This window comes from Enterobacter sp. HMSC16D10, assembly GCF_001807145.1.
Taxonomy (GTDB): domain Bacteria; phylum Pseudomonadota; class Gammaproteobacteria; order Enterobacterales; family Enterobacteriaceae; genus Enterobacter; species Enterobacter roggenkampii.
Window position 1 is genome coordinate 163983 of the sequence record NZ_KV787862.1, and the last position, 25719, is coordinate 189701.

Genomic DNA, 25719 nt, shown 5'->3' on the forward strand with positions numbered 1-25719 from the left:
AGCGAGGGGGCGAGAGGATTACTTCTTCTTATCCATCATCGCCTTTAAATCGGCAAACGGGTTAAACGTGGCGACGCCCACGTCTTTTTGCGCGTCTTCCCCGGCCACCACGGTGGTGCCGTACTGATCCGCTTCGGTGTATTTCGAATGCTCGTGATCGTGGCAAAACAGGCACAACAGCTCCCAGTTGCTGCCATCTTCCGGGTTGTTGGTATGGTCGTGATCGATATGGTGAACCGTGAGTTCACGCAGATTGGAATAGACAAACTCGCGCGAGCAGCGTCCACACACCCAGGGATAAATTTTTAATGCTTTTTCGCGATAGCCGCTTTCCAGCCGCGCGTAGTTTTTGGGGATCAAAGCCATTGCCGGTTTTACCTGCCATGAAAAGAGTGGGGAAGAGTATATCCCATAACGTTGCGTCGTGACGAACCCGTCAGTTATGTCAATTTATTTGAACCATTCCGTTAAATAAACGGCATTTATTCTTACCGGGTAATGCGTAAAGTGGACAGAACGCAATGCATTATCAGGACACAGGGTTATGAAAAAGATCGGATTTTTATCCTTTGGTCACTGGACGCCTTCACCGCAGTCCGGCACGCGCTCGGCGGCCGATACGCTGCTGCAGTCCATCGATTTAGCCGTGGCGGCTGAAGAGCTGGGGGCAGACGGCGCCTATTTCCGCGTGCACCACTTCGCCCGACAGCTTAGCTCGCCGTTCCCTCTGCTGGCCGCTATAGGGGCAAAAACAAAAACCATCGAAATTGGCACCGGCGTAATCGACATGCGCTATGAAAATCCGATGTACATGGCCGAAGATGCGGGCGCGGCGGATCTGATTTCCGGCGGTCGCCTGCAGCTGGGCATCAGCCGGGGCTCACCGGAGCAGGTTATTGATGGCTGGCGGCATTTCGGCTATGTCCCGCAGGAAGGGGAAAACGAGTCGGATATGGCGCGTCGTCATACCGAGGTGCTGCTTGAGGTGCTGCGTGGGGAAGGGTTTGCCAAACCGAACCCGCAGCCAATGTTCCCCAATCCGCCGGGGCTGCTGCGTCTGGAGCCTTATTCAGAAGGGCTGCGCGAGCGTATCTGGTGGGGCGCGGGTTCTAATGCGACGGCGGTATGGGCGGCAAAACTGGGCATGAACCTGCAAAGCTCAACGCTGAAGGACGATGAAACCGGCGAGCCGTTCCATATACAGCAGGCAAAACAGATCCGCGCGTACCGTCAGGCCTGGAAAGACGCAGGGCATACGCGCGAGCCGCGCGTGTCGGTTAGCCGCAGTATTTTTGCGCTGATGGACGACCGTGACCGGATGTATTTCGGTGCCAGCCGCAACGACAGCGATAGCGTGGGTTATCTTGATGAGAAAACGCGCGCCATCTTCGGGCGCAGCTATGCCGCGGAGCCGGACAAGCTGGTTGAACAGCTGAAAAAAGACGAGGCGATTGCCGAGGCGGATACGCTCTTACTGACCGTACCGAACCAGCTGGGGGTGGATTATAATGCGCACGTGATTGAGTCTATTCTCAAACGTGTCGCACCGGCAATGGGCTGGCGCGAGTAGTTCCGCTATCAGCCTTGAGATCGTAATGGAAAATCTGGCCCTCTGGTATCGCCGGTTTGGCGAGCCAGACTCTGTTCTGCAACCTGAAAACGCGCCGCTGGGCGCGCTTGCGCCCGGACAGCTCCGCGTGCGGATGCTGTTTTCTCCGGTCAACGCGTCCGATCTTATCCCCATCACCGGTGCCTATCGCCACCGAACCCCGTTACCCGCCGTCGCGGGGTATGAAGGTGTCGGGGTTGTCACCGGGGCGCCCGCCTCGTTTAAGCATCTGGTGGGTAAGCGCGTCCTGCCGCTGCGCGGTCAGGGCACCTGGCAGCGCTATGTGGACTGCCCGGCAGAGTATGCGATACCCGTTCCGGACGTTGTCGACTCGCGCCTGGCCGCGCGGGCCTACATCAACCCGCTGGCGGCGCAGATGATGCTGACCCGCTACCCGCCGCGCGGAAAGCGGGTCTTGCTCACGGCTGCGGGATCCGATTGCGCCATCCTGCTGGGGCAGTGGGCGCGTCAGGCGGGTGCGGAAGCGGTGTACGGCATTCACCGTTCCGCCGTGCATGCTGAACGGCTGGAGGCGATGGGGATCGCGCCTGTCGCGCAGCATGACGCAAACAGAATCGGCGCCGTCGCCGCACGCAGCGATATCGTCTACGATGCTACCGGCGGGCCGCTTGCGGAAGCGATCCTCAGCGTCATGCCCGAGCCGGGCATGTTTGTTTGCTACGGGCTGCTGTCCGGGCAAGCCTTTACACAGCGGCGGCCTGCGCCGCGCGTGGCGTGGTTCCATATCCGAAACGGTCTGGATGCGCTCAGCGTTGAGGCGTGGCGCGCAGAGTTCGAGCGCATCTGGCTGAGGTTGCCCGGCAGTGAGTACAGCGACGTTACGGTGTACCCGCTGGCGGAGTGGCGAAGGGCGCTCAGCGCTTATCGTGAAGGTGGAAGGACCCGCAAGCCCCTCCTGTCGATGGCGGAATGACGGCTATTTATGACTCATATCGCTCAGCAGCACGGCGATACTTTGCCCGCCCGCCGTCTGCTCCAGACCAATCTTGACGATGATGGTGAGCGGAACGGAGAGCAGCATCCCGACGGGCCCGAGCAGCCAGCCCCAGAATATCAGGGACAAAAAGACCACCAGCGTGGACAGCCCCAGGCCCCGGCCCATCATGCGCGGTTCCAGTATGTTACCGAACACCAGATTGATGACCAGGTATCCGGCCAGCAGGATCAGCGCGTCATAAAGCCCGCTGAAAACCAGCACCTGAAGGATAGGGGGGATCGCCGCCAGCACGGAGCCGATGTTGGGAATGTAGTTAAGCGCAAACGCCAGTAACCCCCAGACGAACGCGAAGCGGACGTCCAGCGCCAGAAGCATCACCCAGACGACAAGGCCCGTCACCAGGCTAATGGCGGTTTTCAGCACCAGATAGCGAGAAACGCTGTCCAGCGCGCGTTGAATCGCCCCCATTCCTTCAACCGGACGGACCATGATCTGCTGCAGCTTTGCCGGCAGCTGGGGCACCTCCAGCAGCATGAACACCACCGTTAAGAACAGCAGGAAAATGGAGGTCATGGCGTTGGAAAGCTGCGTCAGCAGGCTGGTGACGATCGTCATCGCCGAATTGGGGTCGATATATTTCAGGAGTTCCTCAACCGAGATTTCGATCCCCGCGCGCTGCAGCCAGGGCTCCAGCTGCAGCAGGGGGATCGCCAGCGAAGAGCGATATTTCGGCAGCGTTCGCGCCAGTTCATTGAGCGAGGTGCCCAGATAAGCGACCAGCAGCACCATCGCCACAATAATGATGCTGATAAGCAGCGTGATGGCCAGCACGCGCGGGACGCGCAGCCGCGTCATGCGCTGCACCAGCGGGTTGAGGATCACCGCAATAAACAGGGCCAGAATAAAGGGCACAATAATGTCGGCGGCAAAGCGCACGCCTGTCAATATGATCACCAGCATGCCCAGCATGATGACAATTTTTAACCCGTTCAGGGTAATGATGGGTTTAGCCATGGTGACTCCGCAATTTTCGTTATTTTTATAATAAAGGCGAAAGGCGTTGCAATAAACTAACCAAAATCAAACGGGGTGGGTAAAGAATTGCAAAGACTTTGAGTAAAATCCTGGCTTATGGTACAAATTCGGTGTGTTTAACTACCGAGGACAATTTTCATCCGCAAAGACGAGAAGCAACAACGCGGATAATTGTAATTTTATGGACAATATGTTCAGGACGTACTCTTCAAACAATACTGCTGTATACTCCACCTCTTTCTGCCTGCTTTCTGGTGAGCAACACTGGCGCACCGCACTCTAGTCATTTCTTCTGCATGAGCTGGCGCTAAGCGCTTAGCTGACTGATTTCAATTCGTATTTTTGGGTTTGCTGCACGCAGCGGGCCACGATGGATTATATTCTCAAGCAGGAGAAAAACATGTTTTACTGGATTTTATTAGCACTGGCTATTATTGCTGAAATTACCGGCACGCTGTCGATGAAGTGGGCAAGCGTCAGCGATGGCAATACTGGTTTTATTTTGATGCTGGTGATGATTTCGCTTTCTTATATTTTCCTCTCATTTGCGGTGAAAAAAATTGCGCTGGGCGTCGCGTATGCCCTGTGGGAAGGGATCGGTATTTTGTTGATTACGCTGTTCAGCGTGCTGATATTTGACGAAACATTAACAACAATGAAGATCGCCGGATTAACGACGCTGGTCGCGGGTATTGTGCTGATTAAATCAGGTACCCGTAAGCCGTCTAAAGTGCAGAAGGAGCAGAACCATGCAACAGTTTGAGTGGGTTCATGCGGCCTGGCTGGGGTTTGCCATCGTGCTGGAAATTCTGGCGAACGTTCTGCTGAAATTCTCCGATGGTTTTCGCCGTAAGCTCTACGGCCTGATGTCGATTGCCGCGGTTCTGGGCGCGTTCAGCGCGCTGTCCCAGGCGGTAAAAGGGATTGACCTGTCGGTGGCCTATGCGCTGTGGGGCGGTTTTGGTATCGCCGCCACGCTGGCCGCAGGCTGGGTGCTCTTCGGTCAGCGTTTAAATAACAAGGGCTGGATGGGACTCATCTTGCTGCTTGCCGGTATGATTATGATAAAACTCGCCTGACGCTCATAAAGCCATCCTTTACAGGCAGCGAAATTCGCTGCCTGTATTACGCTTAGAAAAGCAAAACCCTGAAGAGGATGGCGGATGTATCGCACATTAAGCTGGCGCAATATTCCCACCGCGAGAACGTTGTTTGCCATGGTCTTTATGGCGGGCATCGGCTTAATCATCTCCGTCGTCGCACTCCTCTATCTTTCCCTGCATCTTATCAGCACCAAAACCAATGAAATTGATGAACACCGCGCGGCGCTTTCCGTGCAGGGGGCCATTCAGACATCGGTCAACCGCGTCTCCTCGCTGGTGCTGGATAACGCCGTCTGGGACGATGCGGTGCGGGAGGCCTACCGTCCCACGCTCGATACCAACTGGTTGTATAACACCTGGGGCGCCGGCTTTAAAATCAACAACCTCTATGATGGCACCTTCGTGCTTGATGAGCATTTCAACGTCATCTGGGGATCGTTTCAAAGTCAGCCATTTCAGGAGACGAATCTCGATTTTTTCGGTAAGGGGCTGAAGGCGCTTATTGCTCAGCACGCGCGCGCCTTATCAGGCGATAAAAATATCTATGCCGGGATCAGCAAAACGCGAAGCGGCGTCGCCTTTGTGGGCATTGGGCTGATTCGCCCGATGGTCGGAAGATTACAGGTTACCGACGGAACGCGCCGCTATCTGGTAATCACCCGTCATCTGAACGCCAGAATTTTATCCGACCTGGGGTCGACCTTTCAGATCGATAACCTGCACTTTACGCCGGATAAAATTAACGAGCTGAGTATGCCGCTGCGCAGTTCGGCAGGGGAGCTGCTGGGCTATCTTAACTGGCAGGCACGGCTTCCGGGAGCGCAGGCCGCCCGGGCGGCATCCTCTGATATCACCCAGATTGTCGTGCTGGCATCGGCCCTGATCCTACTCTTTATTCTGGTGAGCAGCGTGGGGCTGTACAAGCTTGCGCGCGGAGAAAGCCAGGCGCGTCTGGTGGCCAGAACGGACTGGCTAAGCCATCTGCCGAACCGGCGAGCGCTCATTGAGGCGCTGGATCGGGTGAGCTTACGCGGAGATATCGACGTCAAAAGCGTGGTGTTTATCGATCTGGATGGCTTTAAAGACGTGAATGACATCTACGGCCACAGCGTGGGTGACGATCTCATTGTGGCGATTGCGAAAACGCTGAGTGAACGCGTGCCGCCGGGGGGAATGCTGGCGCGTATGGGCGGGGATGAGTTTGCCATGACAATCGGCGGTGATAAGGCAGAGACACAGGCCACCGCTTTTGCCGTGTCGGTGCTGGATTCTCTCTCCACCCCGATTCAGCTGGGGGAACGCACCATCCATATCGGGGCCAGTATCGGGATCGCCAGCGGAACCCTGATTGAATGCACCAGCTCCGAGCTGTTTCGTCGCGCCGATATTGCCATGTACCATGCCAAAATGAGCGGGAAAGGGCGTATCACCCACTACGACGCCGAGCTGAACAGCGCCCGTGAGCGCAAGCTGGCGATTGAAAATCAGATCCGTAACGGTCTGGAGCGCGATGAGTTTGAGGTCTGGTATCAGCCGATTATTGACGCCCGCAGCCAGAAAATGAGCAGCGTCGAAGCGTTAGTCCGCTGGCCGCGTCGCCCGGAAGGGCCGCTGGGCCCGGATACCTTCATCGCCATCGCGGAGACGAGCGGTCTGATTTACAAACTGGGCCAGTTTGTGTTGCAGCGCGCCTGTCAGGATCTCCAGCCATACGGTGACTTAACGCTTTCCGTTAATATTTCTCCCGCACAATTCCGCGATCCCGCCTTCGAAGACAAAGTGGCCAGCGTGCTGGAGACCACCCATTTCCCTGCCAACCGACTGCAGCTGGAGGTCACGGAGTCTTATGTGCTGGAAAACCCGGAGCGTGCCCGCATGGCGATAGCCAATCTTAAAGCGCTGGGCACCGCGGTGGCGCTGGATGACTTTGGCACGGGCTATTCCAGCATTGGCTATTTGCGGCGTTTTAACTTCGACACCATCAAGATTGATAAATCGCTGGCCGGGCTGGTGGACCACGATGAACAGGCGGCCGCGCTGGTGAGCGGCACGGTGCGGATCGCCAACGCGCTGGGGATGGCGGTGGTCGCCGAAGGGGTCGAAACCGAAAGACAAATGAAACTGCTGCGGCTGGCTGGCTGCGATCAACTGCAGGGTTTCTGGTTCAGCCAGCCGATGCCGATTGAGTCAATCAGGGCATTACATCAGGTCAGACGATGCTGATTTACTGCTGCGCCAGCGCTTCCAGCTTGTCGCGAAAACCGGTCACGGACAAGGCCCGGTTATCGGCCCGCCAGCGATCTTTCGCCGCCGGTGCAGAGCTCTGCACGCCAATCAACTGCCAGCCGTTATCTGTTTTCAGCATCAGCGGTGAACCACTGTCACCCGGCAACGTATCGCACTGGTGCGAGAGTACGCTGGTTTGCGCCCAGCCCGTCACAATACAGTCGGTGTGGGTGTAAAGGGTATCCAGATGGTCGACAGGATAGCCGGACTGCGTCACCTTCCGGTCGGCGGCTTTCAGCGCGGCGGTGAGTGCGTCTTTATCGCCGTCAAATAACGGCAGCGGCGAAATGCCGGAAGGGGGGTAGCGTAAAACGATCAGGCCAAAGTCCCATGAGGCGGCCGCCGGTGGCACGATCCAGCCGTCACCATCCGGTTTCAGCCGTTTGCCGAGAGACGGATCGACCCGGCCTTCAATGCCGTGTATTTCATAGCGCCAGGTCCCTTTTTGCGACACAAACCGCAAGGCCACCGCTTTATCCGGCTTGCCGTTTGGCGGCGTTAACAGACAGTGGCCTGCCGTCAGGGCAAGCTGAGGGGTGATCAACGTCGCAGTACATAAGTTACCGCTGGCGGTTTCCAGTTGACCTATAGCATCCCAGGGCGCCTGGGTGGGATCGGCGACGCGCGTACGGTCGTCATGATTGAAAAAAAGTGTCTTTAGCTCTTTCGCGCTAATGGTGTCATCACCGCCATCATCCGCATGTGAGAATCCAGAAAAAAGACCAAACGTTCCCAGTAACAACACAACAGATTTACGCATATCTCACTCTGGTGGGGGTAATTATGATTATTAAAAGTGAACCCTATGAAAATACTATAGACGGGACAGCGCTAAAGTGGGAGTAAAATCAGCGTGCTACATTCAGGAAAGATAAAAATGGCTGGCGATGAGCGCGCATAAAATAAGCAGGATCAGAATCAGCTCAAACCGATAGCGCCGCAGCATACGCCCTCCGGATAAAAAAAACGGCGCAGAACCTGTTCCGGTTCAGCGCCGGTTTACCAACGTGCCCCGAAGGGCACGGTTTAGCTTGTACTCTTACGCAGCTGGCTGTGCAGCTGGTTTAGCAGCTTCGTGTTTTACTGCTTTTTTGTGATGCTTTTTAGCAGCCTGGGCTTTCTGCTCTACAGCCGGTTTGGTCGCTTTTTTGTGGTGCTTTTTAGCAGCCTGGGCTTTCTGCTCTGCAGCTGGTTTGGTCGCTTTTTTGTGGTGCTTTTTAGCGGCCTGGGCTTTTTGCTCTGCAGCCGGTTTAGCGGCTTTATGATGTTTCTTGTGATGGACAGTTTTTGCTGGCGCCGCGGTGGTCGTTGCAGCAGGTGCCGAAGCAGCCGGTGCAGCAGTGGTTTCAGCAGCGAACGCAGCAGAAGACAGACCCATAGCAGCGGCAACAACCAGAGCTAATACTTTTTTCATGTTCATACCCTCGAATTTGGTTTTTCATTTAACCCCACTGCGGGGCCGTTGAAATAACTATATCCCTGTAAATTCGGGGTTTCCGTGAGTGATTGGTATCGGCGTGTAACGGAATGTACAGAGGGGAGAAAAGTGTACGAACAGACCAAACGCCGCTGCTCGTACAGGTCTCTGTTATCTTTTCACTGTGGCCAGAATAGCCGCCGGAGACTGACTGCCTATAATCGACCGTGATTCAGGCTCAATAACCACCATTACCGGGGTGACGCTAATGCCCAAACGTTCTGCCAGTGCAGATTGCCGCGCGATCAGATCGGAGCACGCTGTCGTGGTGTCGTTATTCGGTAAAAATCCCGCCATCGCTTGTTGCAGGCTTTTGACCTTATCGGCTGAACACCAGACGCGCCCCATATCTTCAATTACCGAGTCGCGAATGGCGCTGGGCGCAACGGTCAGAAACGACATCGTCAAACCGGCATCCGTATATTGCTTAACGTTTTTCACTACATTGCTGCAGTAAATGCACTGATTATCAATAAACACCAGCAGCTTATATTTTTCAGCGGGAGCCTGAAACGTGATGGGCTGGAGGTCTGCAAGAGAGCGGGTAATATCGTTGAACGCGTCTTGCGGGGTATTATCCGTGGCTGCGAAAGTACTTAAACTGGTCGCACACAGAATCGCTAACACCGTTTTCATTATGCCTTTCATCATTGATCCCTTTATTTTTTTAATCCTGGCCTGATAGCAGTCTAATTGTGTCGGAAGGACACGCATTCATACACCCGGCGCAATCATGGCAATATGTGCTAAATCATATTCTTATTGAAAAGGGTGAGAAGAGTGCCGGAGCAGGCTCCGGCAGAGGGATTAAAGATAACGGGAGGTCAGATGCTCGCGGAAGTAACGGATATTCAGATCTTCACCCGTCGCCTGGGTGATTAACTGCGACGTGCTGAAGCGACTGCCGTGCTGCCAGATGTTCTGACGCAGCCACTCAAAGAGTGCGGAAAAATCGCCCTCAGCGATGGAGTCCTGCAGACCCGGAAGCGCCGTTTTGGCCGCATGGAACAGCTGCGCGGCATACATGGCCCCCAGCGTATAGGATGGGAAGTAGCCAAAACCGCCATCGGTCCAGTGGATATCCTGCATGCAGCCGTTGCGGTAGTTGTCTTTGGTGGATAACCCGAGCCAGGCCTGCATTTTCTCGTCCCACAGGGCAGGGATATCGTCCACTTCGATCTCGCCGTTGATCAGCGCGCGCTCAATCTCATAGCGCAGCACCACGTGCGCCGGGTAGCTCACTTCGTCCGCATCGACGCGGATATAGCCCGGCTTCACGCGCTGGTTCCAGGCAATAAAATTCTCTTCGCTGAACGCCGCCTGGCTGCCAAAGCGGGCGTGCACCGCAGGGAGAAGATGCTTGAGGAAGGCTTCACTGCGTCCCAGCTGCATCTCAAAGAACAGGCTCTGGGATTCGTGGATCGCGGTTGAGCGGGCGAGGGCAATCGGCTGTCCTGCCCATGCGCGCGGCAGGTTTTGTTCGTAGCGCGCGTGTCCGGTTTCGTGGATCACGCCAAACAGCGCGCTGAGCAGTTCATCCTCGTCGTAGCGCGTGGTGATGCGCACGTCCTCCGGTACGCCGCCGCAGAACGGGTGCGCACTCACGTCGAGGCGACCGCCGCTAAAATCGAAGCCGAGCATTTTCATGGCTTCCAGGCCCAGTTCGCGCTGTGTTGCGGTCGGGAACGGGCCCTGAGGAGGAACAAACGAACGTTGCGCCTGCTTTTCCACGACGTTTGCCAGCAGGTCCGGCAGCCAGGATTTCATATCGCCGAACAGCACGTCCAGACGGGCGCTGGTCATGTCGGGCTCAAAAATATCCAGCAGCGCGTCGTACGGCGTACAGCCTTTGGCTTCCGCCCGCAGGCGCGCCTCTTCACGGCTGAGTTTGACCACCTCTTTCAGGTTGGCGGAAAAACCCTGCCAGTCGTTAGCGGGGCGCTGCGTGCGCCAGGCGTGCTCGCACCTGCTGCCCGCCAGGGATTTGGCTTCCACCAGCGATTCCGGCAGCAGGGTTGCCTGCTGGTAGTGGCGCGTCATTTCGCGCAGGTTGGCCTGTTCGACGTCATTCAGATCTTCACCTGCCGCCGCCGCTAACAGGTCGCCGACTTTTTTGTCGGTCAGGATCTGGTGCTGCAGGACGCTCATCTCCGCCAGCGCCTCGCCGCGTGCGGCGCTGCCGCCGGGCGGCATCATGGTGAACATGTCCCAGCTGGCGATGGAGGTAAGGTGCGAGAAGCGGGAGAGACGCTGGAAGGTTTTCACAAGTGACTGATAGGCTGATGTTTTTTGCAATTCTTATTTCCTCATGCCGGGGATGTGTTTCAGGGAGCATACAATGAAACAGACCAAATTCCCCAACATTTCCCACGCGGAGGAAATCTGTGCCGATCTCCTCCGTTGAAACCGTCCCCGGCATTCCGGGAGACGGTTTTCGGTGGGCACTCAGGACTTATCGCGCATAACCTGTTGCAGGATCGCCAGCGCCTGGTTGAACTGGGCATCCGGAATGGTCAGCGGATAAAGGAAGCGGATCACGTTGCCGTACTGGCCGCAGATCAATAACAGCAGGCCCTGGGCGAGCGCCTTTTGCTGGATCGCTTGCGCGATAGCGGCTGACGGTTCACGGCTCTCGGGGTCAAAAAATTCCGCCGCAATCATCGATCCTCTTCCCCTTATCGCCACGAGCGCGGGAAAGGTGCCCTGAATCTCCTCCAGCGTGGCCTTCAGCCGATCGCCCAGCTGACGGGCGCGCGCGCACAGCGACTCGTTGTCGATAATCTTCAGCACCGCGTGCGCGGCGGCCACCGCAAGCGGGTTGCCTGCATAGGTGCCCCCCAGGCCGCCGGGAGCCGGCGCGTCCATGATTTCGGCGCGGCCCACCACGCCGGACAGCGGCATTCCGCCTGCCAGGCTTTTAGCCATCGTCATCAGGTCGGGTTTGTCCGCGTAGTGTTCCATCGCAAACAGTTTCCCCGTTCGGGCGAAGCCGCTCTGCACTTCGTCGGCAATCATCACGATCCCGTGCTCATCACAGATATGGCGGATGGCGGCCACCAGTTCTGGCGGGGCGACGTTGAATCCGCCTTCACCCTGAATGGGTTCAAAAATAATCGCCGCCACCTGTTTCGCCTCAATATCTGCTTTGAACAGGCGTTCTATCGCCGTGATGGCATCCTGCGTCGTGATGCCGTGCAGCTCGGAGGGATACGGCACGTGGTAAACCGACCCCGGGAAGGGGCCAAATCCCAGCTTGTAAGGCGCGACCTTGCCGGTTAAGGCCATGGTCATATAGGTTCGGCCGTGAAAGCCTCCCCCGAAGGCAATCACACCCGGTCTGCCGGTGTGGGCCCGGGCGATTTTAATGGCATTTTCCACCGCTTCCGCGCCCGTTGTGAAGAACGCCGTTTTGGCCGGGCTCTGCACCGGGGCCAGCTCGTTAAGTTTTTCGGCCAATGAAACGTAGCTTTCATACGGCACAATCTGGTAGGCCGTGTGGGTGAACTGGTGAAGCTGTTTTTCCACTGCGGCCACCAGTTCAGGATGACGATGGCCGGTATTCAGTACCGCGATCCCGGCGGCGAAATCAATATAGTCGTTGCCTTCCACGTCGGTGAGCGTGGCATTCTCCGCCGAGCGGGCAAAGAAATTACACATTACGCCAACGCCGCGCGGGGTGGCAGAAAGTCTGCGCTGATGAAATTCCTGGTTACTCATGTCAGATACCCTTTTGTCGAAACGATCATACGCCAAGACGATCGCGCAGGCTGTAGTACGCCGCGCCCATCGCCGTAAATGGAATCCGCAGGCTGCGGCCGCCCGGGAAGGGGTAGTGCGGGAGGTTGGCAAACGCATCAAAGCGCTCAGCGTCACCGCGCAACAGTTCCGAGATCAGCCGTCCGGCCAGGTGGGTGCAGGTCACGCCATGGCCGCTGTAGCCCTGCATGTAATAGATGTTTTTATCCAGACGACCAAACTGCGGCATACGCGACAGGGTCAGCAGGAAGTTGCCCGTCCAGCGGTAGTCGATTTTGACGCCTGCCAGCTGAGGGAAAGTTTTCAGCAGCTTTGGCATCACCAGGCGCTCGACATCGTCCGGATCGCGCGCGCCATACACGACGCCACCGCCGTACAGCAGGCGGTTGTCGGCGGTGAGACGGTAGTAATCCAGCAGGTAGTTGCAATCTTCCACGCAGTAGTTATTGGGGATCAGCGTGCGGGCGAGCTCTTCCGGCAGCGGGGCGGTGGTCACCACCTGGGTGCCGCAGGGCATGCTGCGTTTTGCCAGCTCCGGTTCGATCTTATCGCCCAGATAGGCATTCCCGGCGACGATCACGTAGCGGGCCGTCACCTGACCATGCTGCGTGCTCACCACGGCCGGGCTGGTGTGCTGAATGGCAGTCACCGGGGACTGTTCATACACCCGCCCACCGTTCAGGCGAATGGCGTCCGCTTCGCCGATCGCCAGGTTCAGCGGATGAATGTGCCCCCCGCTGCGGTCCAGCAGCGCGCCGGTATAGCGTTCGCTGTCGACTTCCCGGCGGATGGCGCTGGCGTCCAGCAGCTCCAGCTGGGTGTTGCCGTAACGTTCCCAGTTGGCCTTTTGCTCCTCCAGCGTCTCCAGCTGCTTATGGTTTAGCGCCACAAACAGTCCGCCTGGACGATAGTCGCACTGGATCTGATAGCGCTGGATACGCTCCCGGATGATCTCCCCGCCTTCAAACATCATGCTCCCGAGGGCTCTGGCAGCATCGGGGCCGTAGTTTTTCTCAATCACGTCGATGTCGCGGCTGTAGGAGTTAACCAGCTGGCCGCCGTTGCGTCCGCTGGCGCCGAAGCCGATGCGCGCCCCTTCAAGGAGCACCACGTCGTAGCCCATTTCAGCGAGATGCAGCGCGGAGGAGAGGCCGGTATAGCCGCCGCCCACCACGCACACGTCACAGCTGATCGACTCGTTAAGCGTCGGGAAGGGTTCGTAAGCGTTCGCGCTGGCCGCGTAGTAGCTGGTGGTATGTTCGGTCATGATTGAGGCTCCAGGGCAATCCAGATGGTTTTCAGTTCGGTAAATTTTTCCAGCGCGTGCAGGGACTTATCGCGACCGTTGCCGCTCTGCTTATAGCCGCCAAAGGGAACGGTCATATCACCGTCGTTATAGTTATTGACGAAGACCGAGCCTGCCTTCAGGCGGCGGCTCATGCGGTGCGCGCGGGAGAGATCGCGGGTCCATACCGCCGCGCCAAGCCCGTATTCACTGTCGTTGGCCAGCGTTAAGGCTTCCTCTTCGGTTTTAAAACGGGTGACGACCAGCACCGGCCCGAAAATCTCTTCCCGGCACAGCGGGGAGGCAGGGTCGATGTCGACGAAAATGGTTGGACCGACTGCGGAAGGCCATGATTGTTCCCGCCCGTCCAGCAGCAGCGTACCTTTCCGGGTTCCCTCGCGAATAAACGTGTGGACGGTATCGGCGTGCGCGGCGTCGATGAGCATCCCCATCGTGCTGTCGGGGTCGAGCGGATCGCCCGGCTGCCAGTGGCGGGCCTGCGCCTTCAGCCTTGCCAGGAAGTCATCAGCGATGCTCTCTTCGAGCAGCAGGCGGGTGCCGGCGATACAGACTTGCCCCTGGTTATAAAAAATCCCGGCGGCGGTCGCGCTCACGGCCTTGTCCAGGTCCGGACAGTCGGCAAAGATAATGTTGGCGCTTTTGCCGCCCGCCTCCAGCCAGACGCGCTTCATGTTGCTTTCTCCCGCGTCCTTCAACAGCTGCTTGCCGGTACGGGTAGAGCCGGTAAACGTCAGCACCTCGACCTCCGGGTGCAGTGCCAGCGCCTGGCCCGCTTCGTGGCCGTAACCGCTTATCACGTTCAGCACGCCGTCAGGCAGGCCCGCCTCTTTCGCCAGTCCGGCCAGCCGCAGGGCGGTGAGCGGTGATTTCTCCGATGGTTTCAATACCACGCTGTTGCCCGCGATCAGCGCCGGGCCCAGCTTCCAGCAGGCCAGCAGCAGCGGGAAGTTCCAGGGGACGATGGCCGCGACAACCCCGATGGGCTCGCGCACGATCATCGCCAGCTCGCCCGGACCCGTAGGCGCCACTTCGCCGTAGACTTTATCCGCCGCTTCGGCGTACCAGCGAATGGCGCGCGCCGCGCCGGGAATATCGTCGCGCAGGCTGTGGCGGATGGGTTTACCGGTGTCCAGCGTTTCCAGTAAGGCCAGCTCTTCGCTATGGCGTTCCATCAAATCGGCGAGCGTATTTAGCACGGCCTTGCGCTGCGCCGGAGACGCCTGCGACCAGTCACCGCGCTCAAATACCGCACGCGCGGCCTGAACCGCGCGGTCCACGTCCGCCTGTTTGCCCCGTGCGACGTTCGCCAGCGTCTGCTGGGTCGCGGGATTGACGGTGTCAAACGTGGTGTTATCGGCGGCGTCACAATAGGCGCCGTTAATAAATAACCGGGTCTCAATGGCGCTGTTTTTTGCTTTATCCTGCCAGTAAGTCAGGTGCTGAAAATGCATATTCACTCCTTTCTTTCGCAATCAGATAAATAAAGGCATGGCCGTTTCAGGCAATACGAAGCCGTGGGGCATCCCGGGAATTAACCCGTTAAATGCCGACAGCGATCGTTTTTATATTTCCCGGCGTAAGCGCGCTTACGCCGGGACTGAGTGGTAATTAGAACGTGGTGGGAGTGTGGGCACTGATAATGCGGCAGATGCCTGCCGAGGTGTTGCTGAAGCTGTGCGGTATGCCGGTATTGATGGCATAGCTCTGCCCCGCAACCAGGTGATATTGCTGGCCATTAATGGTCAACAATATTTCACCTTCCAGTATCGTACCGATCTCCTCACCCTGGTGTTTGATCCTCTCTCCGGTCGTGGTTCCAGGCTGGTAAGTTTCAAAAATCATCGCCAGCGTACGGTTCGGATTTCCGTTATGAACCAGCTTCATCGAAACCCCCTGACTGCCTATTTCGATAAGGTCTTCCTGATTAATAACCACCTGCGGTTCATCAGGTTTTTCCGGTTCCGAAAAGAATTCCGAGAGCGACAGCCCATAAACTTTCAGCAGCTTTTGCAGCGTACTGATAGCAGGACTGACTTTGTCCTGCTCAATGGTGCTGATGGCACTGTGTGTTAACCCAGACAGTTCGGCGGCACGCCGCTGCGAGAGACCCAGCTGCTGGCGGATCTCAGACAGACGTTTCCCTGGCGCCAGTCCGTCATCGCTCATAGTTGCATTTCCTTTACGGTAGTGGTCAAAGCCGTTGCTTCTCGGCAATGTGGCTTTGACAGGCGGTGATAAAACCTTCAAACAACATACGGGACAGGGCGTACTCGCTGCTGTTCCATTCGGGGTGCCATTGCACGCCGAGGGCAAAAGGGTGGTCATGAACGCTGACCGCCTCGACCAGCCCATCCGTCGAGCGGGCCTCCACGCGAAGCCGTGGTCCTAACGTCCGTGCACCTTGCCCGTGTAACGAGTTTACCCAAAATGTGTTACAGCCTGGTATTAATTGAGACAGCAGTCCTCCCTCCTGAACCTGAACTTCATGAGACGGGGCGTATTGTAGCTCAACCGGCAGTTCAGGATCTTCCCGGTGCTCGAGCAGGTCGTTCTGCTCGAACAGGCGGCGATACAGCGTCCCCCCCGTTGCAACAACGAGTTCCTGCAGCCCCCGGCAGATGGCGAAAATGGGGATGCGCCTTTCGAGCGCGGCGGCAATCAGCGCCATACTCAGAAGATCTCGCCCGGGATCGGCGTCAGGCTCATCGCCGTTTTCACCATAAAGGTGCGGCTGCACGTTACTTGGGCTGCCCGGCAGGTAAATCCCGTCCAGGGTGGGCAGCAGAGCGGTGAGCAGCTCTGGCTCTGCCAGCGCATGCGGTAAGGCAATCGGTAAACCCCCCGCGTTAATAATGGCATTCAGGTACTTTTCTTGCAGGGTCTGGGTCTCATGACCCTTAAGCCTGTTTCTACACATCACCACGCCAATAACTGGCTTGTTCATTATATTTTCCATGATCGCCCTCACAAAGTGGACTAAATTTAGGCCATTTTCGCCTGATAAACGGCCTTTTCGTTCAATATTTTCTCAATCTAGCAACGGGATCTGCCTTTTGCAAACTTAATTTAACATTTGACAAACAATTTATTTGCATACAGATTCGATAGGGTGGACATTATATTTGACAGTCCAGAGCAGCGAACGCAAATCCCAAAAACGGTGGTAAATCATGGAAACCAATATCGTAGAAGTTGAGAACTTTGTGCAGCACACGGATGAGAGGCGGGGCAGCGCCTTTACGCAGGAAGTGAAGCGCTATTTAGAAAAGTATCCTGACACCCAGTTTATTGATGTCCTCCTGACCGACCTGAACGGCTGTTTTCGCGGCAAGCGCATCCCGGTTGCCGGACTGAGCAAGCTTGAAAAAGGCTGCTATTTCCCGGCATCGGTTTTCGCCATGGACATTTTAGGTAACGTCGTGGAAGAGGCGGGTCTGGGGCAGGAGCTCGGCGAGCCGGACTGTATCTGCGTGCCGGTGCCGGGCACCCTGACGCCGTCCGCCGCCGACCCGGAATACATTGGTCAGGTGCAGCTCACCATGGTCGATGAAGATGGCGCTCCCTTTGACGTTGAGCCGCGGAACGTACTCAACCGACTCTGGCAGCAGCTGCGCCAGCGCGGCCTGTTCCCCGTGGTAGCGGTAGAGCTGGAGTTCTATTTACTTGACCGTAAACGCGATGCCGACGGCTATCTGCAGCCACCCTGCGCGCCGGGCACCGACGTGCGTAACACGCAGAGTCAGGTCTACTCGGTTGATAATCTTAACCATTTTGCTGACGTGCTGAACGACATTGACGAACTGGCGCAGCTGCAACTGATCCCCGCCGACGGGGCAGTGGCTGAGGCCTCCCCGGGCCAGTTTGAGATAAACCTGCACCATACGGAAAACGTGCTCGATGCCTGCGATGATGCGCTGGCGCTTAAACGTCTCGTCAGGCAGATGGCGGAAAAACATAAGATGCACGCCACGTTTATGGCAAAGCCGTATGAAGAACATGCGGGCAGCGGGATGCATATCCACATCAGCATGCAAAACAACCGAGGCGAAAACGTGCTCGCAGACGCCAACGGCGAGGATTCCGCGCTGCTGAAACGCGCGCTGGCCGGGATGATCGACCTGATGCCTGCGTCCATGGCGCTGCTGGCACCGAACGTCAACTCCTACCGCCGTTTCCAGCCGGGGATGTACGTGCCGACGCAGGCGTCATGGGGACACAATAATCGCACCGTTGCCCTGCGTATCCCCTGCGGCGATCGCCATAACCATCGGGTCGAGTACCGGGTGGCGGGCGCTGACGCGAATCCGTATCTGGTGATGGCGGCGATTTTTGCCGGCATTTTACATGGGCTGGATAACGATTTACCCCTGCAGGAAGAAGTGGAAGGCAATGGTCTGGAGCAGGACGGGCTGCCGTTCCCGATTCGTCAGAGCGATGCGCTGTGGGAATTTATGCAAAACGATAGCCTTCGCGAGCGGCTGGGCGAACGTTTCTGCCACGTCTATCACGCCTGCAAAAATGATGAATTGCTGCAGTTTGAACGCCTGATTACCGAAACGGAAATTGAGTGGATGCTGAAAAACGCCTGATGACGTGCCCCGGTAAGGGGCCGCTTTGTTTCATCTGACACGTATCACCAAACGGCCTGCGCGGAGCCTGGCCTAACTGTTCGCTGGCACGCCAGCTTTCTCCCGGGAGTCGCGTTATGGAGCGCAGGCGGCACAGGGATTTTCTTAACGACACTGTGTGACGAGGTAGGAAATGATGCAGATGTTCAACTATCCGCAGGGCGAAGGGGGCCAGTCAGGCGCCTGCTGTGAGTGCGAGCCAGAGACGGTGCGCTGGTACGATCGCGTGTGTTCTTTACAACTTCCCCCTTTGCTAAGCAGGTTTGCGTTAAGGACAGCGCGATTGCAAACCACGGTAAGCATGGGGGGGACGGTTTATGGCGACTAACACCTCTCTTGACTCGCCGCGCATGGCCGGCAGAACCCGGCTGCGCAGTTCCCTCAAGCTCTGGCAGGTGGTCATGATGGGGCTGGCTTATCTCACCCCCATGACCGTGTTTGATACCTTCGGCATTGTGTCCGGTATCAGCAATGGCCACGTGCCCGCCTCGTATCTCCTGGCGCTGGCTGGCGTTATGTTTACCGCCATCAGCTACGGCAAACTGGTACGACAGTTCCCGGAAGCGGGCTCTGCGTACACCTACACGCAGAAATCGATCGGCCCCCATTTAGGCTTTATGGTCGGCTGGTCATCGCTGCTGGATTATCTCTTCCTGCCGATGATCAACGTGCTGCTGGCGAAGATCTACCTTTCCGCGCTGTTCCCTGAAGTCCCGCCGTGGGTCTGGGTGGTGGGGTTTGTGACGATCCTGACGCTGGCGAACCTGAAGAGTGTGAATCTGGTCGCCAACTTTAACACCCTGTTTGTGCTGGTGCAGATCGCCATCATGGTGGTGTTTGTCATACTCGTGGTGCACGGTCTGCATAAGGGCGAGGGCGTCGGCACCGTCTGGTCGCTCCAGCCGTTTATCAGCGAGAACGCACACCTGATCCCGATTATTACCGGCGCGACTATCGTCTGCTTCTCTTTCCTCGGCTTTGACGCGGTCACCACGCTGTCGGAAGAGACGCCAAACGCGGCGCGGGTGATCCCCAAAGCCATTTTCCTCACCGCTTTGTATGGCGGGCTGATATTTATTGTTGCCTCGTTTTTCATGCAGCTCTTTTTCCCGACGATCGCGCGCTTTAAAAACCCGGACGCCGCGCTGCCGGAAATCGCGCTGTACGTGGGCGGCAAGCTCTTCCAGTCGGTGTTTCTGTGTACCACGTTTGTGAATACGCTCGCTTCAGGCCTGGCCTCGCATGCCAGCGTCTCTCGCTTACTGTATGTGATGGGGCGTGACAACGTGTTTCCGGAGCGGGTGTTTGGCTACGTGCATCCGAAATGGCGTACGCCAGCCCTGAACGTCATTATGGTTGGGATAGTGGCGCTGTCGGCCCTGTACTTCGATCTCGTGACCGCGACGGCGCTGATCAACTTTGGCGCGCTGGTGGCGTTTACGTTTGTTAATCTCTCGGTGTACAACCATTTCTGGCGGCGCAAGGGGATGAACAAAACGTGGAAAGATCGGTTCCACTATCTCCTGCTGCCGCTCATTGGTGCCGTCACGGTCGGCGTGCTGTGGATAAACCTCGAAGCGACGTCCCTGACGCTTGGCCTCATCTGGGCGGCGCTGGGGATCCTTTACCTGACATGGCTCACGCGCCGTTTCCGAAAACCGCCTCCGCAGTTTGAAGCCGGTAAGATAGAACAGGCCTGGGATTCCTGAACGAAAAACGGCACCAGTATGCTGGTGCCGTTTTTCGGGAAACGGACGTCTGCCCGCGAGCATATTATCTCAGACGTTTATGCAGGCTTCCCCCCACCAGCAACGCCGCGCACAGCATCAACGCAATAAACCCGCCCACGCCGTTCCAGCCGTAGTGATGCCAGAACACGCCGCCGAGCGTCCCGGCGATGCTGGACCCCAGGTAATAGCTAAACAGATAAAGAGACGATGCCTGACCTTTGGCGCGACGCGCGCGCGGGCCAATCCAGCTGCTGGCAACCGAGTGGGCGGCGAAGAAACCCGCGGAGAAGAGCAGCATGCCGGCAAAAATCAGCCACAGGGAGGAGAAGAGCGTCAGCAGCAGGCCGACCAGCATCACCGATGTGAAGAACAGCATGACCGGGCCGCGGCCATAGCGGGCGGTCATTGCCCCGGCCTTCGGCGAACTCCACGTTCCGGTCAAATACGCAACCGAGAGTAAACCGACAAGAGCCTGGCTGAGATGCCACGGCGAGAGCATCAGGCGATAGCCAATATAGTTAAACAGCGTGACGAACGAGCCCATCAGCAGGAAGCCGGTCAGGAACAGGCGCGGCAGCCCTTTGTCGCGCCAGTGCAGGCGGAAGTTGATAAACAGCGTTTTCGGGCGCAGCGATGTCGGGCGGAAATGACGCGATTCCGGCAGAATTTTCCAGAACATCAGGGCAGAAGCCAGCGCGAAACAGCCGATGACCGCCAGCGCAATACGCCAGCTAAAGAAGTCCGTGAATACCCCGCTCAGCAGACGCCCGCTCATCCCGCCAATCGAGTTCCCGCTGATGTATAGCCCCATAGAGAAGGCAACAAAGCTCGGGTGGATCTCTTCGCTGAGGTAGGTCATCCCGACTGCCGCCACGCCGCTGAGCGAGAGCCCGATCAGCGCGCGCATCACCAGAATGCCGTGCCAGCTGGTCATCATGGTCGAGAGTAGCGTACAGACCGAGGCCAGCATCAGCGCGGTTACCATCACCTGTTTACGGCCGATGGCGTCGGACAGCGGCCCGGTAAAGAGCAGGCCAACCGCCAGCATACCGGTTGAAATAGAGAGGGATACGCTGCTGCTGGCGGGTGAAACGCCAAACTCATGGGAGAGCACGGGCAGGATCGGCTGAACGCAATAGAGCAGGGCGAAGGTCGCCAGACCGGCGGAGAAGAGCGCCAGCGTGACGCGCATAAATTGGGAGGTACCACGTTTAATGAACTGAACCGGCTGCGATGTTGCAGGTAAATCATCGATATCGCTCGCCGGATCGATATCAATGGCAGTTGTACGACTCACACAGTTTCCTTGCTTAAACATCCCCGTGATTTCTGGTGACGGGTATGACCACCTGATAAGGGTAGGAAAATGTAAATATTCTGTCTAATATATTAATAATCTCAAATGATACTTTAGAAATATGAATATCGAGCTGCGTCATCTCCGCTACTTTGTCGCCGTCGCCGAAGAGCTGCATTTTGGCCGCGCGGCGGCGCGGCTGAACATCTCTCAGCCGCCCTTAAGCCAGCAGATTCAGATCCTGGAGCAGCAGGTCGGGGCGCGCCTGCTGGCCCGCACCAACCGCAGCGTGAGCCTGACGGCGGCGGGTAAGCAGTTTCTCATCGACAGCCGACAAATTCTGAGCATGGTCGAGGACGCCGCCGCCCGGGCAGAACGGCTCTATCTCGGGGAGGCCGGAGAGTTGCGCATCGGGTTTACCTCGTCGGCACCGTTTATCAGCGCCGTCTCGGAAACCCTGTCGTCATTTCGTCGCCATTTCCCGGATGTTCATATTCAAACGCGCGAGATCAACACCCGCGAGCAGATCGCGCCCCTCAATGAAGGTTCGCTGGATCTGGGGCTGATGCGTAATACCCAGCTGCCGGACTCGCTGGCGTGGGAGGTGATCCTGCGCGAGCCGCTGATGGCCATGATCCCGCACGATCACCCGCTGGCGTCGCGTCCGGCGGTTTCGCTGGCAGACCTGGCAAACGAGCCGTTTGTCTTTTTTGACCCGCAGGTCGGAACGGGTCTGTATGACGATATCCTGGGGCTGATGCGCCGCTACGATCTTGCCCCGGTCATCACCCAGGAAGTCGGGGAAGCGATGACCATTATCGGCCTGGTCGCCGCCGGGCTGGGGGTGTCTATTCTTCCGGCCTCCTTTAAACGGGTACAACTGCGCGAAATGCGCTGGGTGACCATCGCCGAAGAGGATGCCGTTTCAGAGATGTGGCTGGTCTGGGCAAAACATCGCGAACAGAGCCATGCCGCACAGCGCTTCAAAAAGCAGTTGATGAACGCCTCCGCCGGGCGGCATTTTCAGGGAAAAGTGGGCAAAAATGTGCAGTAAATCACATGGCTAAGTAAATATTTGACGACAGCCCTGCAAGTGCTTCACCATAGCCAACAGTTTATTTCGAAGCTCGAAAATAAGGGAGTACGAGGTGGTCGCTGATAGTCAGCCAGGGCATATTGATCAGATTAAGCAGACCAACGCTGGCGCGGTGTATCGCCTGATTGATCAGCTTGGTCCGGTTTCGCGTATCGATCTTTCGCGCCTGGCACAGCTGGCACCCGCCAGTATTACCAAGATTGTCCGCGAGATGCTGGAAGCGCACCTGGTTCAGGAGACGGAAATTCAGGAGCCGGGCAGCCGTGGCCGTCCGGCAGTCGGGCTGGTGGTGGAGACGGAGGCCTGGCACTACCTGTCGCTGCGCATCAGCCGGGGGGAGATCTTCCTTGCGCTGCGCGATCTCAGCAGCAAGCTGGTGGTGGAAGACCGTCTTGATCTGCCGCTCAACGCCGGGGAACCGCTCCTCGACGCGATTGTTTCGCATATCGATCGCTTCTTTATTCGTCACCAGCAGAAGCTTGAACGCTTAACGGCCATTGCCATCACCATGCCGGGTATTATTGATACCGAAAATGGCATTGTTCACCGCATGCCGTTTTACGACGATGTTAAAGAGATGCCGCTGGGGGAAGTTCTGAAAAACCATACCGGCGTGCCGGTCTATATTCAGCATGACATCAGCGCCTGGACCATGGCGGAGGCGCTGTTCGGCGCGTCACGCGGGGCGAGGGATGTGATTCAGGTGGTTATCGATCATAACGTCGGGGCAGGCGTCATTACCGACGGACGTCTTCTCCACGCCGGAAGCAGCAGTCTGGTGGAAATTGGCCATACCCAGGTCGACCCATACGGCAAGCGCTGCTACTGCGGGAACCACGGCTGTCTGGAGACCATTGCCAGCGTGGAAAGCGTGCTGGAGCTGGCGCAGGTCAGGCTCAGTCAGTCCATGAGCTCATCGCTGCACGGACAACCCCTCACGGTGGATTCTCTCTGCGCCGCGGCGCGTCAGGGCGATCTGCTGGCGAAGGACATCATTACCGGGGTGGGGAATAACGTTGGCCGCATTCTGGCGATTATGGTGAACCTCTTCAACCCGCAAAAAATCCTTATTGGCTCACCGCTGAGCCAGGCGGCGGAGATCCTCTTCCCGGCGATTACGGCCTGCATTCAGCAGCAGTCGCTTCCCGCCTACAGCCGGAACATTGCGGTAGAAAGTACCCAGTTTTCCAATCAGGGCACGATGGCCGGCGCCGCGCTGGTCAAAGATGCCATGTATAACGGCTCGCTGTTGATCCGCCTGTTACAGGGTTAACTCTTTTTTGCAGATGTAAGAAAAATTGCGCTATCTCAAGCCGGGTAGCGCACGCATCCCGTAGACTTCCTCCACTGAATTATTTACCTGGTTTATATTTTCGAAGCATACCCAAGAGGTGGAGTGAGTCATGCTTAAGCGTTTCTTTGTTACTGGTACAGATACCTCTGTCGGCAAGACCGTTGTATCCCGCGCATTGCTGCAGGCGCTGGCAGCAAGCGGTAAACGAGTGGCAGGGTACAAACCGGTCGCAAAAGGGAGTAAAGAGACGCCAGAGGGATTGCGTAATAAAGACGCCCTGGTACTGCAAAGCGTCTCGTCACTGGAACTGCCTTATCACGCGATCAATCCTATTGCGTTAAGCGAAGAGGAGAGCAGCGTGGCGCACAGCGGCCTGATTAATTACCCTCTGCTGTCCAACGGTCTGGCGAGCCTGTGCGAGAAGGTCGATCACGTGGTGGTGGAAGGCACGGGCGGCTGGCGCAGCCTGATGAACGACCTACGCCCGCTGTCGGAATGGGTGGTGCAGGAACAGCTTCCGGTGGTGATGGTGGTGGGGATCCAGGAAGGGTGCATTAACCATGCGCTGCTGACGGCGCAGGCGATTGCCAATGACGGCCTGCCGCTGGTTGGCTGGGTGGCCAACCGCATCAACCCTGGTCTGGCGCACTATGCGGAGATCATCGACGTGCTGAGCACCAAACTACCCGGACCGCTGGTGGGTGAACTGCCTTATCTGCCTCGCGCCGAGCAGCGCGAGCTAGCGCAGTACATCGATCTCTCTGCCCTCAGTGGCGTGTTGACCGTAGATCGAGTCGTGGCGTAACGTCCGCGACAGCACGGACGCCAGCACGCAGGCGACCAGCAAACCGGGCAGTAAAAAATATTGCCCGGTCATTTCACAGACCATCAGCGCCGACATAATGGGCGCATGCGTGGTCGCGGCGAGTAGCGTCGCCATCCCCGCCAGCCCAAGCAGAATCGCCGTCTCAGCGCCCGGCAGCCACAGCGCGAAAAGCTGTGCAAACAGCATGCCCGTCGCCATGCCGACAAACAGCGTGGGCGTGAACACCCCGCCCGGCGCGCCCGATCCGCTGCTCGCCAGTACCGCCAGTAGTTTACAGATAAAGACGCCTGCAACGATCGACAGCAGCGGTGGGGCGAGCAGAAAAGCCTGCACCACGCTATAGCCGTTCCCCCACACCTTCGGCGTCAGAAGAGACAGCAGCCCGACGATCGCACCGCCGAGCGCCAGCTGCCACGGCGGCGAAAGCTTAAGGCGCAGGAACAGCCCGTGGCTGAACGCCATCAGCCACATCAGCAGCGGTCCGCAAAGACCCGCCAGCAGCCCCATGGCGACCAGCAGGGCATAATCAGTTGCGGTGAGTGTGCCGCTCAAATGGACCGCGTAGAGCGTGCCGGTTCCCGGCGCCAGGAGCTGCGTGGTGAGAAGCGCCACTACCGCCGCGATAACCACGGGCCCGAGCGAGGCCAGCATCAGCGTGCCAAACAGAATCTCCGCAATGAACAGGCTTCCGGCTAACGGAGCATGGTAGGCGCTGGCCATCCCGGCCGCGGCACCGCAGGCGATCCATAACTTCCATTCGGATTTGGGCGTAAAGCGCCGGGCAAAAAAGGAGGCGGCGAGGGCGGCAAGCAGGATCATCGCCCCTTCACGCCCGATGGCGCTTCCGCTGGCCACGACCAGCAGCGAGGCAAGGGATTTCACCAGGCTGGCGCCGTAATCAAACTGACCGTCGCCGGTCTCCAGCGCTTCCATATAATCGGTGGGGGCATGAGGCCGCTGGGCGGTCAGCCGTTGCCATCCCCATAGTAACAGTCCCGCAGCCAGCCCGCCCAGCGCGGGCGTCAGCGCGCGCCGCCAGGGTGAGAGCGACGCGGCGGCATTCACCAGGCTACCGCTGTCGTTGCTGAGAAGCAGCCATTCCAGCAGATACATGCTGTGGCGGAACACCGCCACGGCCAGCGCGGCCAGCACGCCGGTGACGGTAGCAATCAGCAGTCGACGAAACATCGCGCGGATGTCGGGGTACGTATGAAGACGTTGCATGGGTCGCGAGTAAACGGGAAAGATACAATATTGTGGCGGGAAATCGCGGGGTTAGCAAAAGGTATGCGTGCGGAAAAGCCGGGCGATGCCCGGC

At 57.7% G+C, this 25719-nt stretch carries 23 protein-coding genes; 10 read left to right on the forward strand and 13 right to left on the reverse strand.

Going from position 1 to position 25719, the window contains the following annotated elements:
* Positions 1–18 precede the first annotated feature (18 nt).
* A complete protein-coding gene (gene yajD, locus HMPREF3143_RS08775) occupies positions 19–366 on the reverse strand; it encodes an HNH nuclease YajD (RefSeq protein WP_003857471.1) in 348 nt (115 codons plus the stop codon).
* 178 nt (positions 367–544) lie between these two features.
* Between yajD and HMPREF3143_RS08780 the strand changes: the two genes are divergently transcribed.
* Positions 545–1570, forward strand: coding sequence for an LLM class flavin-dependent oxidoreductase (locus HMPREF3143_RS08780; protein ID WP_070532700.1), 1026 nt, complete (start codon positions 545–547; stop codon positions 1568–1570).
* Between the two features lie 25 nt (positions 1571–1595).
* Positions 1596–2543, forward strand: a complete 948-nt coding sequence (locus tag HMPREF3143_RS08785; RefSeq protein WP_070532710.1) for a zinc-dependent alcohol dehydrogenase family protein — start codon at positions 1596–1598, stop codon at positions 2541–2543.
* A gap of 3 nt (positions 2544–2546) precedes the next feature.
* Here the strand turns inward: HMPREF3143_RS08785 and HMPREF3143_RS08790 are convergent, their stop codons facing one another.
* Positions 2547–3581 carry an AI-2E family transporter gene (locus HMPREF3143_RS08790; RefSeq protein WP_070532714.1) on the reverse strand — a complete coding sequence of 345 codons (1035 nt, stop codon included), beginning with the start codon at positions 3579–3581 and terminating at the stop codon, positions 2547–2549.
* Positions 3582–4002: 421 nt separating this feature from the next.
* On the opposite strand from HMPREF3143_RS08790, the gene mdtJ reads away from it, so the two are divergent.
* From mdtJ to HMPREF3143_RS08805, 3 genes are all read left to right on the forward strand, one after another.
* Complete coding sequence (gene mdtJ / locus HMPREF3143_RS08795) at positions 4003–4365, forward strand: multidrug/spermidine efflux SMR transporter subunit MdtJ (protein ID WP_023327314.1); 363 nt, start codon at positions 4003–4005, stop codon at positions 4363–4365.
* Complete coding sequence (mdtI, locus tag HMPREF3143_RS08800; protein ID WP_008502462.1) at positions 4352–4681, forward strand: multidrug/spermidine efflux SMR transporter subunit MdtI; 330 nt, start codon at positions 4352–4354, stop codon at positions 4679–4681. The genes mdtJ and mdtI overlap by 14 nt, the downstream gene beginning before the upstream one ends.
* 84 nt (positions 4682–4765) lie before the next feature.
* A complete protein-coding gene (locus tag HMPREF3143_RS08805) occupies positions 4766–6928 on the forward strand; it encodes a bifunctional diguanylate cyclase/phosphodiesterase (protein WP_059365127.1) in 2163 nt (720 codons plus the stop codon).
* Position 6929: 1 nt separating this feature from the next.
* Here the strand turns inward: HMPREF3143_RS08805 and HMPREF3143_RS08810 are convergent, their stop codons facing one another.
* From HMPREF3143_RS08810 to puuD, 9 genes are all read right to left on the reverse strand, one after another.
* Complete coding sequence (locus HMPREF3143_RS08810) at positions 6930–7751, reverse strand: trypsin-like serine peptidase (RefSeq protein WP_023344007.1); 822 nt, start codon at positions 7749–7751, stop codon at positions 6930–6932.
* A 279-nt stretch (positions 7752–8030) separates the two neighbouring features.
* On the reverse strand, positions 8031–8405 hold the full coding sequence (asr, locus tag HMPREF3143_RS08815) for an acid resistance repetitive basic protein Asr (protein ID WP_070532717.1): 375 nt from the start codon (positions 8403–8405) through the stop codon (positions 8031–8033).
* 174 nt (positions 8406–8579) lie between these two features.
* Complete coding sequence (locus HMPREF3143_RS08820; RefSeq protein WP_254668426.1) at positions 8580–9104, reverse strand: thioredoxin fold domain-containing protein; 525 nt, start codon at positions 9102–9104, stop codon at positions 8580–8582.
* 171 nt (positions 9105–9275) lie between these two features.
* Entirely contained in the window at positions 9276–10763 is a 1488-nt protein-coding gene (locus HMPREF3143_RS08825; protein ID WP_070532723.1) for a carboxypeptidase M32, read from the reverse strand.
* Positions 10764–10913: 150 nt separating this feature from the next.
* Positions 10914–12185: a 4-aminobutyrate transaminase gene (puuE, locus tag HMPREF3143_RS08830; RefSeq protein WP_063616288.1), complete on the reverse strand. Its 1272-nt coding sequence runs from the start codon at positions 12183–12185 to the stop codon at positions 10914–10916.
* A gap of 25 nt (positions 12186–12210) precedes the next feature.
* On the reverse strand, positions 12211–13491 hold the full coding sequence (locus tag HMPREF3143_RS08835) for an NAD(P)/FAD-dependent oxidoreductase (protein ID WP_025911468.1): 1281 nt from the start codon (positions 13489–13491) through the stop codon (positions 12211–12213).
* Complete coding sequence (gene puuC / locus HMPREF3143_RS08840; protein ID WP_063616287.1) at positions 13488–14981, reverse strand: aldehyde dehydrogenase PuuC; 1494 nt, start codon at positions 14979–14981, stop codon at positions 13488–13490. Before puuC ends, HMPREF3143_RS08835 begins: the two co-directional genes overlap by 4 nt.
* 157 nt (positions 14982–15138) lie before the next feature.
* Entirely contained in the window at positions 15139–15696 is a 558-nt protein-coding gene (puuR, locus tag HMPREF3143_RS08845) for an HTH-type transcriptional regulator PuuR (RefSeq protein WP_008502454.1), read from the reverse strand.
* A 25-nt stretch (positions 15697–15721) separates the two neighbouring features.
* Entirely contained in the window at positions 15722–16486 is a 765-nt protein-coding gene (gene puuD, locus HMPREF3143_RS08850) for a gamma-glutamyl-gamma-aminobutyrate hydrolase (RefSeq protein ID WP_023292584.1), read from the reverse strand.
* 214 nt (positions 16487–16700) lie between these two features.
* Between puuD and HMPREF3143_RS08855 the strand changes: the two genes are divergently transcribed.
* Complete coding sequence (locus HMPREF3143_RS08855; RefSeq protein WP_008502452.1) at positions 16701–18119, forward strand: glutamine synthetase family protein; 1419 nt, start codon at positions 16701–16703, stop codon at positions 18117–18119.
* 356 nt (positions 18120–18475) lie between these two features.
* The gene (locus HMPREF3143_RS08865; protein ID WP_023292582.1) at positions 18476–19867 is read left to right on the forward strand and encodes an APC family permease; all 1392 of its coding nucleotides are present in this window, start codon (positions 18476–18478) and stop codon (positions 19865–19867) included.
* Between the two features lie 64 nt (positions 19868–19931).
* Here HMPREF3143_RS08865 and HMPREF3143_RS08870 read toward each other — a convergent pair whose 3' ends face one another.
* Positions 19932–21185 (reverse strand): MFS transporter, encoded by a 1254-nt coding sequence (locus HMPREF3143_RS08870; protein ID WP_070532725.1) that lies wholly within the window; start codon positions 21183–21185, stop codon positions 19932–19934.
* 121 nt (positions 21186–21306) lie between these two features.
* On the opposite strand from HMPREF3143_RS08870, the gene HMPREF3143_RS08875 reads away from it, so the two are divergent.
* The 3 genes from HMPREF3143_RS08875 (at position 21307) to bioD (ending at position 24380) form a co-directional block, all read left to right on the forward strand.
* Complete coding sequence (locus HMPREF3143_RS08875; protein ID WP_070532728.1) at positions 21307–22239, forward strand: LysR family transcriptional regulator; 933 nt, start codon at positions 21307–21309, stop codon at positions 22237–22239.
* Positions 22240–22333: 94 nt separating this feature from the next.
* Positions 22334–23554 (forward strand): sugar metabolism global transcriptional regulator Mlc, encoded by a 1221-nt coding sequence (gene mlc / locus HMPREF3143_RS08880; RefSeq protein WP_059365155.1) that lies wholly within the window; start codon positions 22334–22336, stop codon positions 23552–23554.
* A 130-nt stretch (positions 23555–23684) separates the two neighbouring features.
* Complete coding sequence (gene bioD / locus HMPREF3143_RS08885) at positions 23685–24380, forward strand: dethiobiotin synthase (protein WP_008502446.1); 696 nt, start codon at positions 23685–23687, stop codon at positions 24378–24380.
* Here the strand turns inward: bioD and clcB are convergent.
* A complete protein-coding gene (clcB, locus tag HMPREF3143_RS08890; RefSeq protein WP_063453369.1) occupies positions 24315–25625 on the reverse strand; it encodes a voltage-gated ClC-type chloride channel ClcB in 1311 nt (436 codons plus the stop codon). The genes bioD and clcB overlap by 66 nt on opposite strands.
* Between the last annotated feature and the right edge of the window lie 94 nt (positions 25626–25719).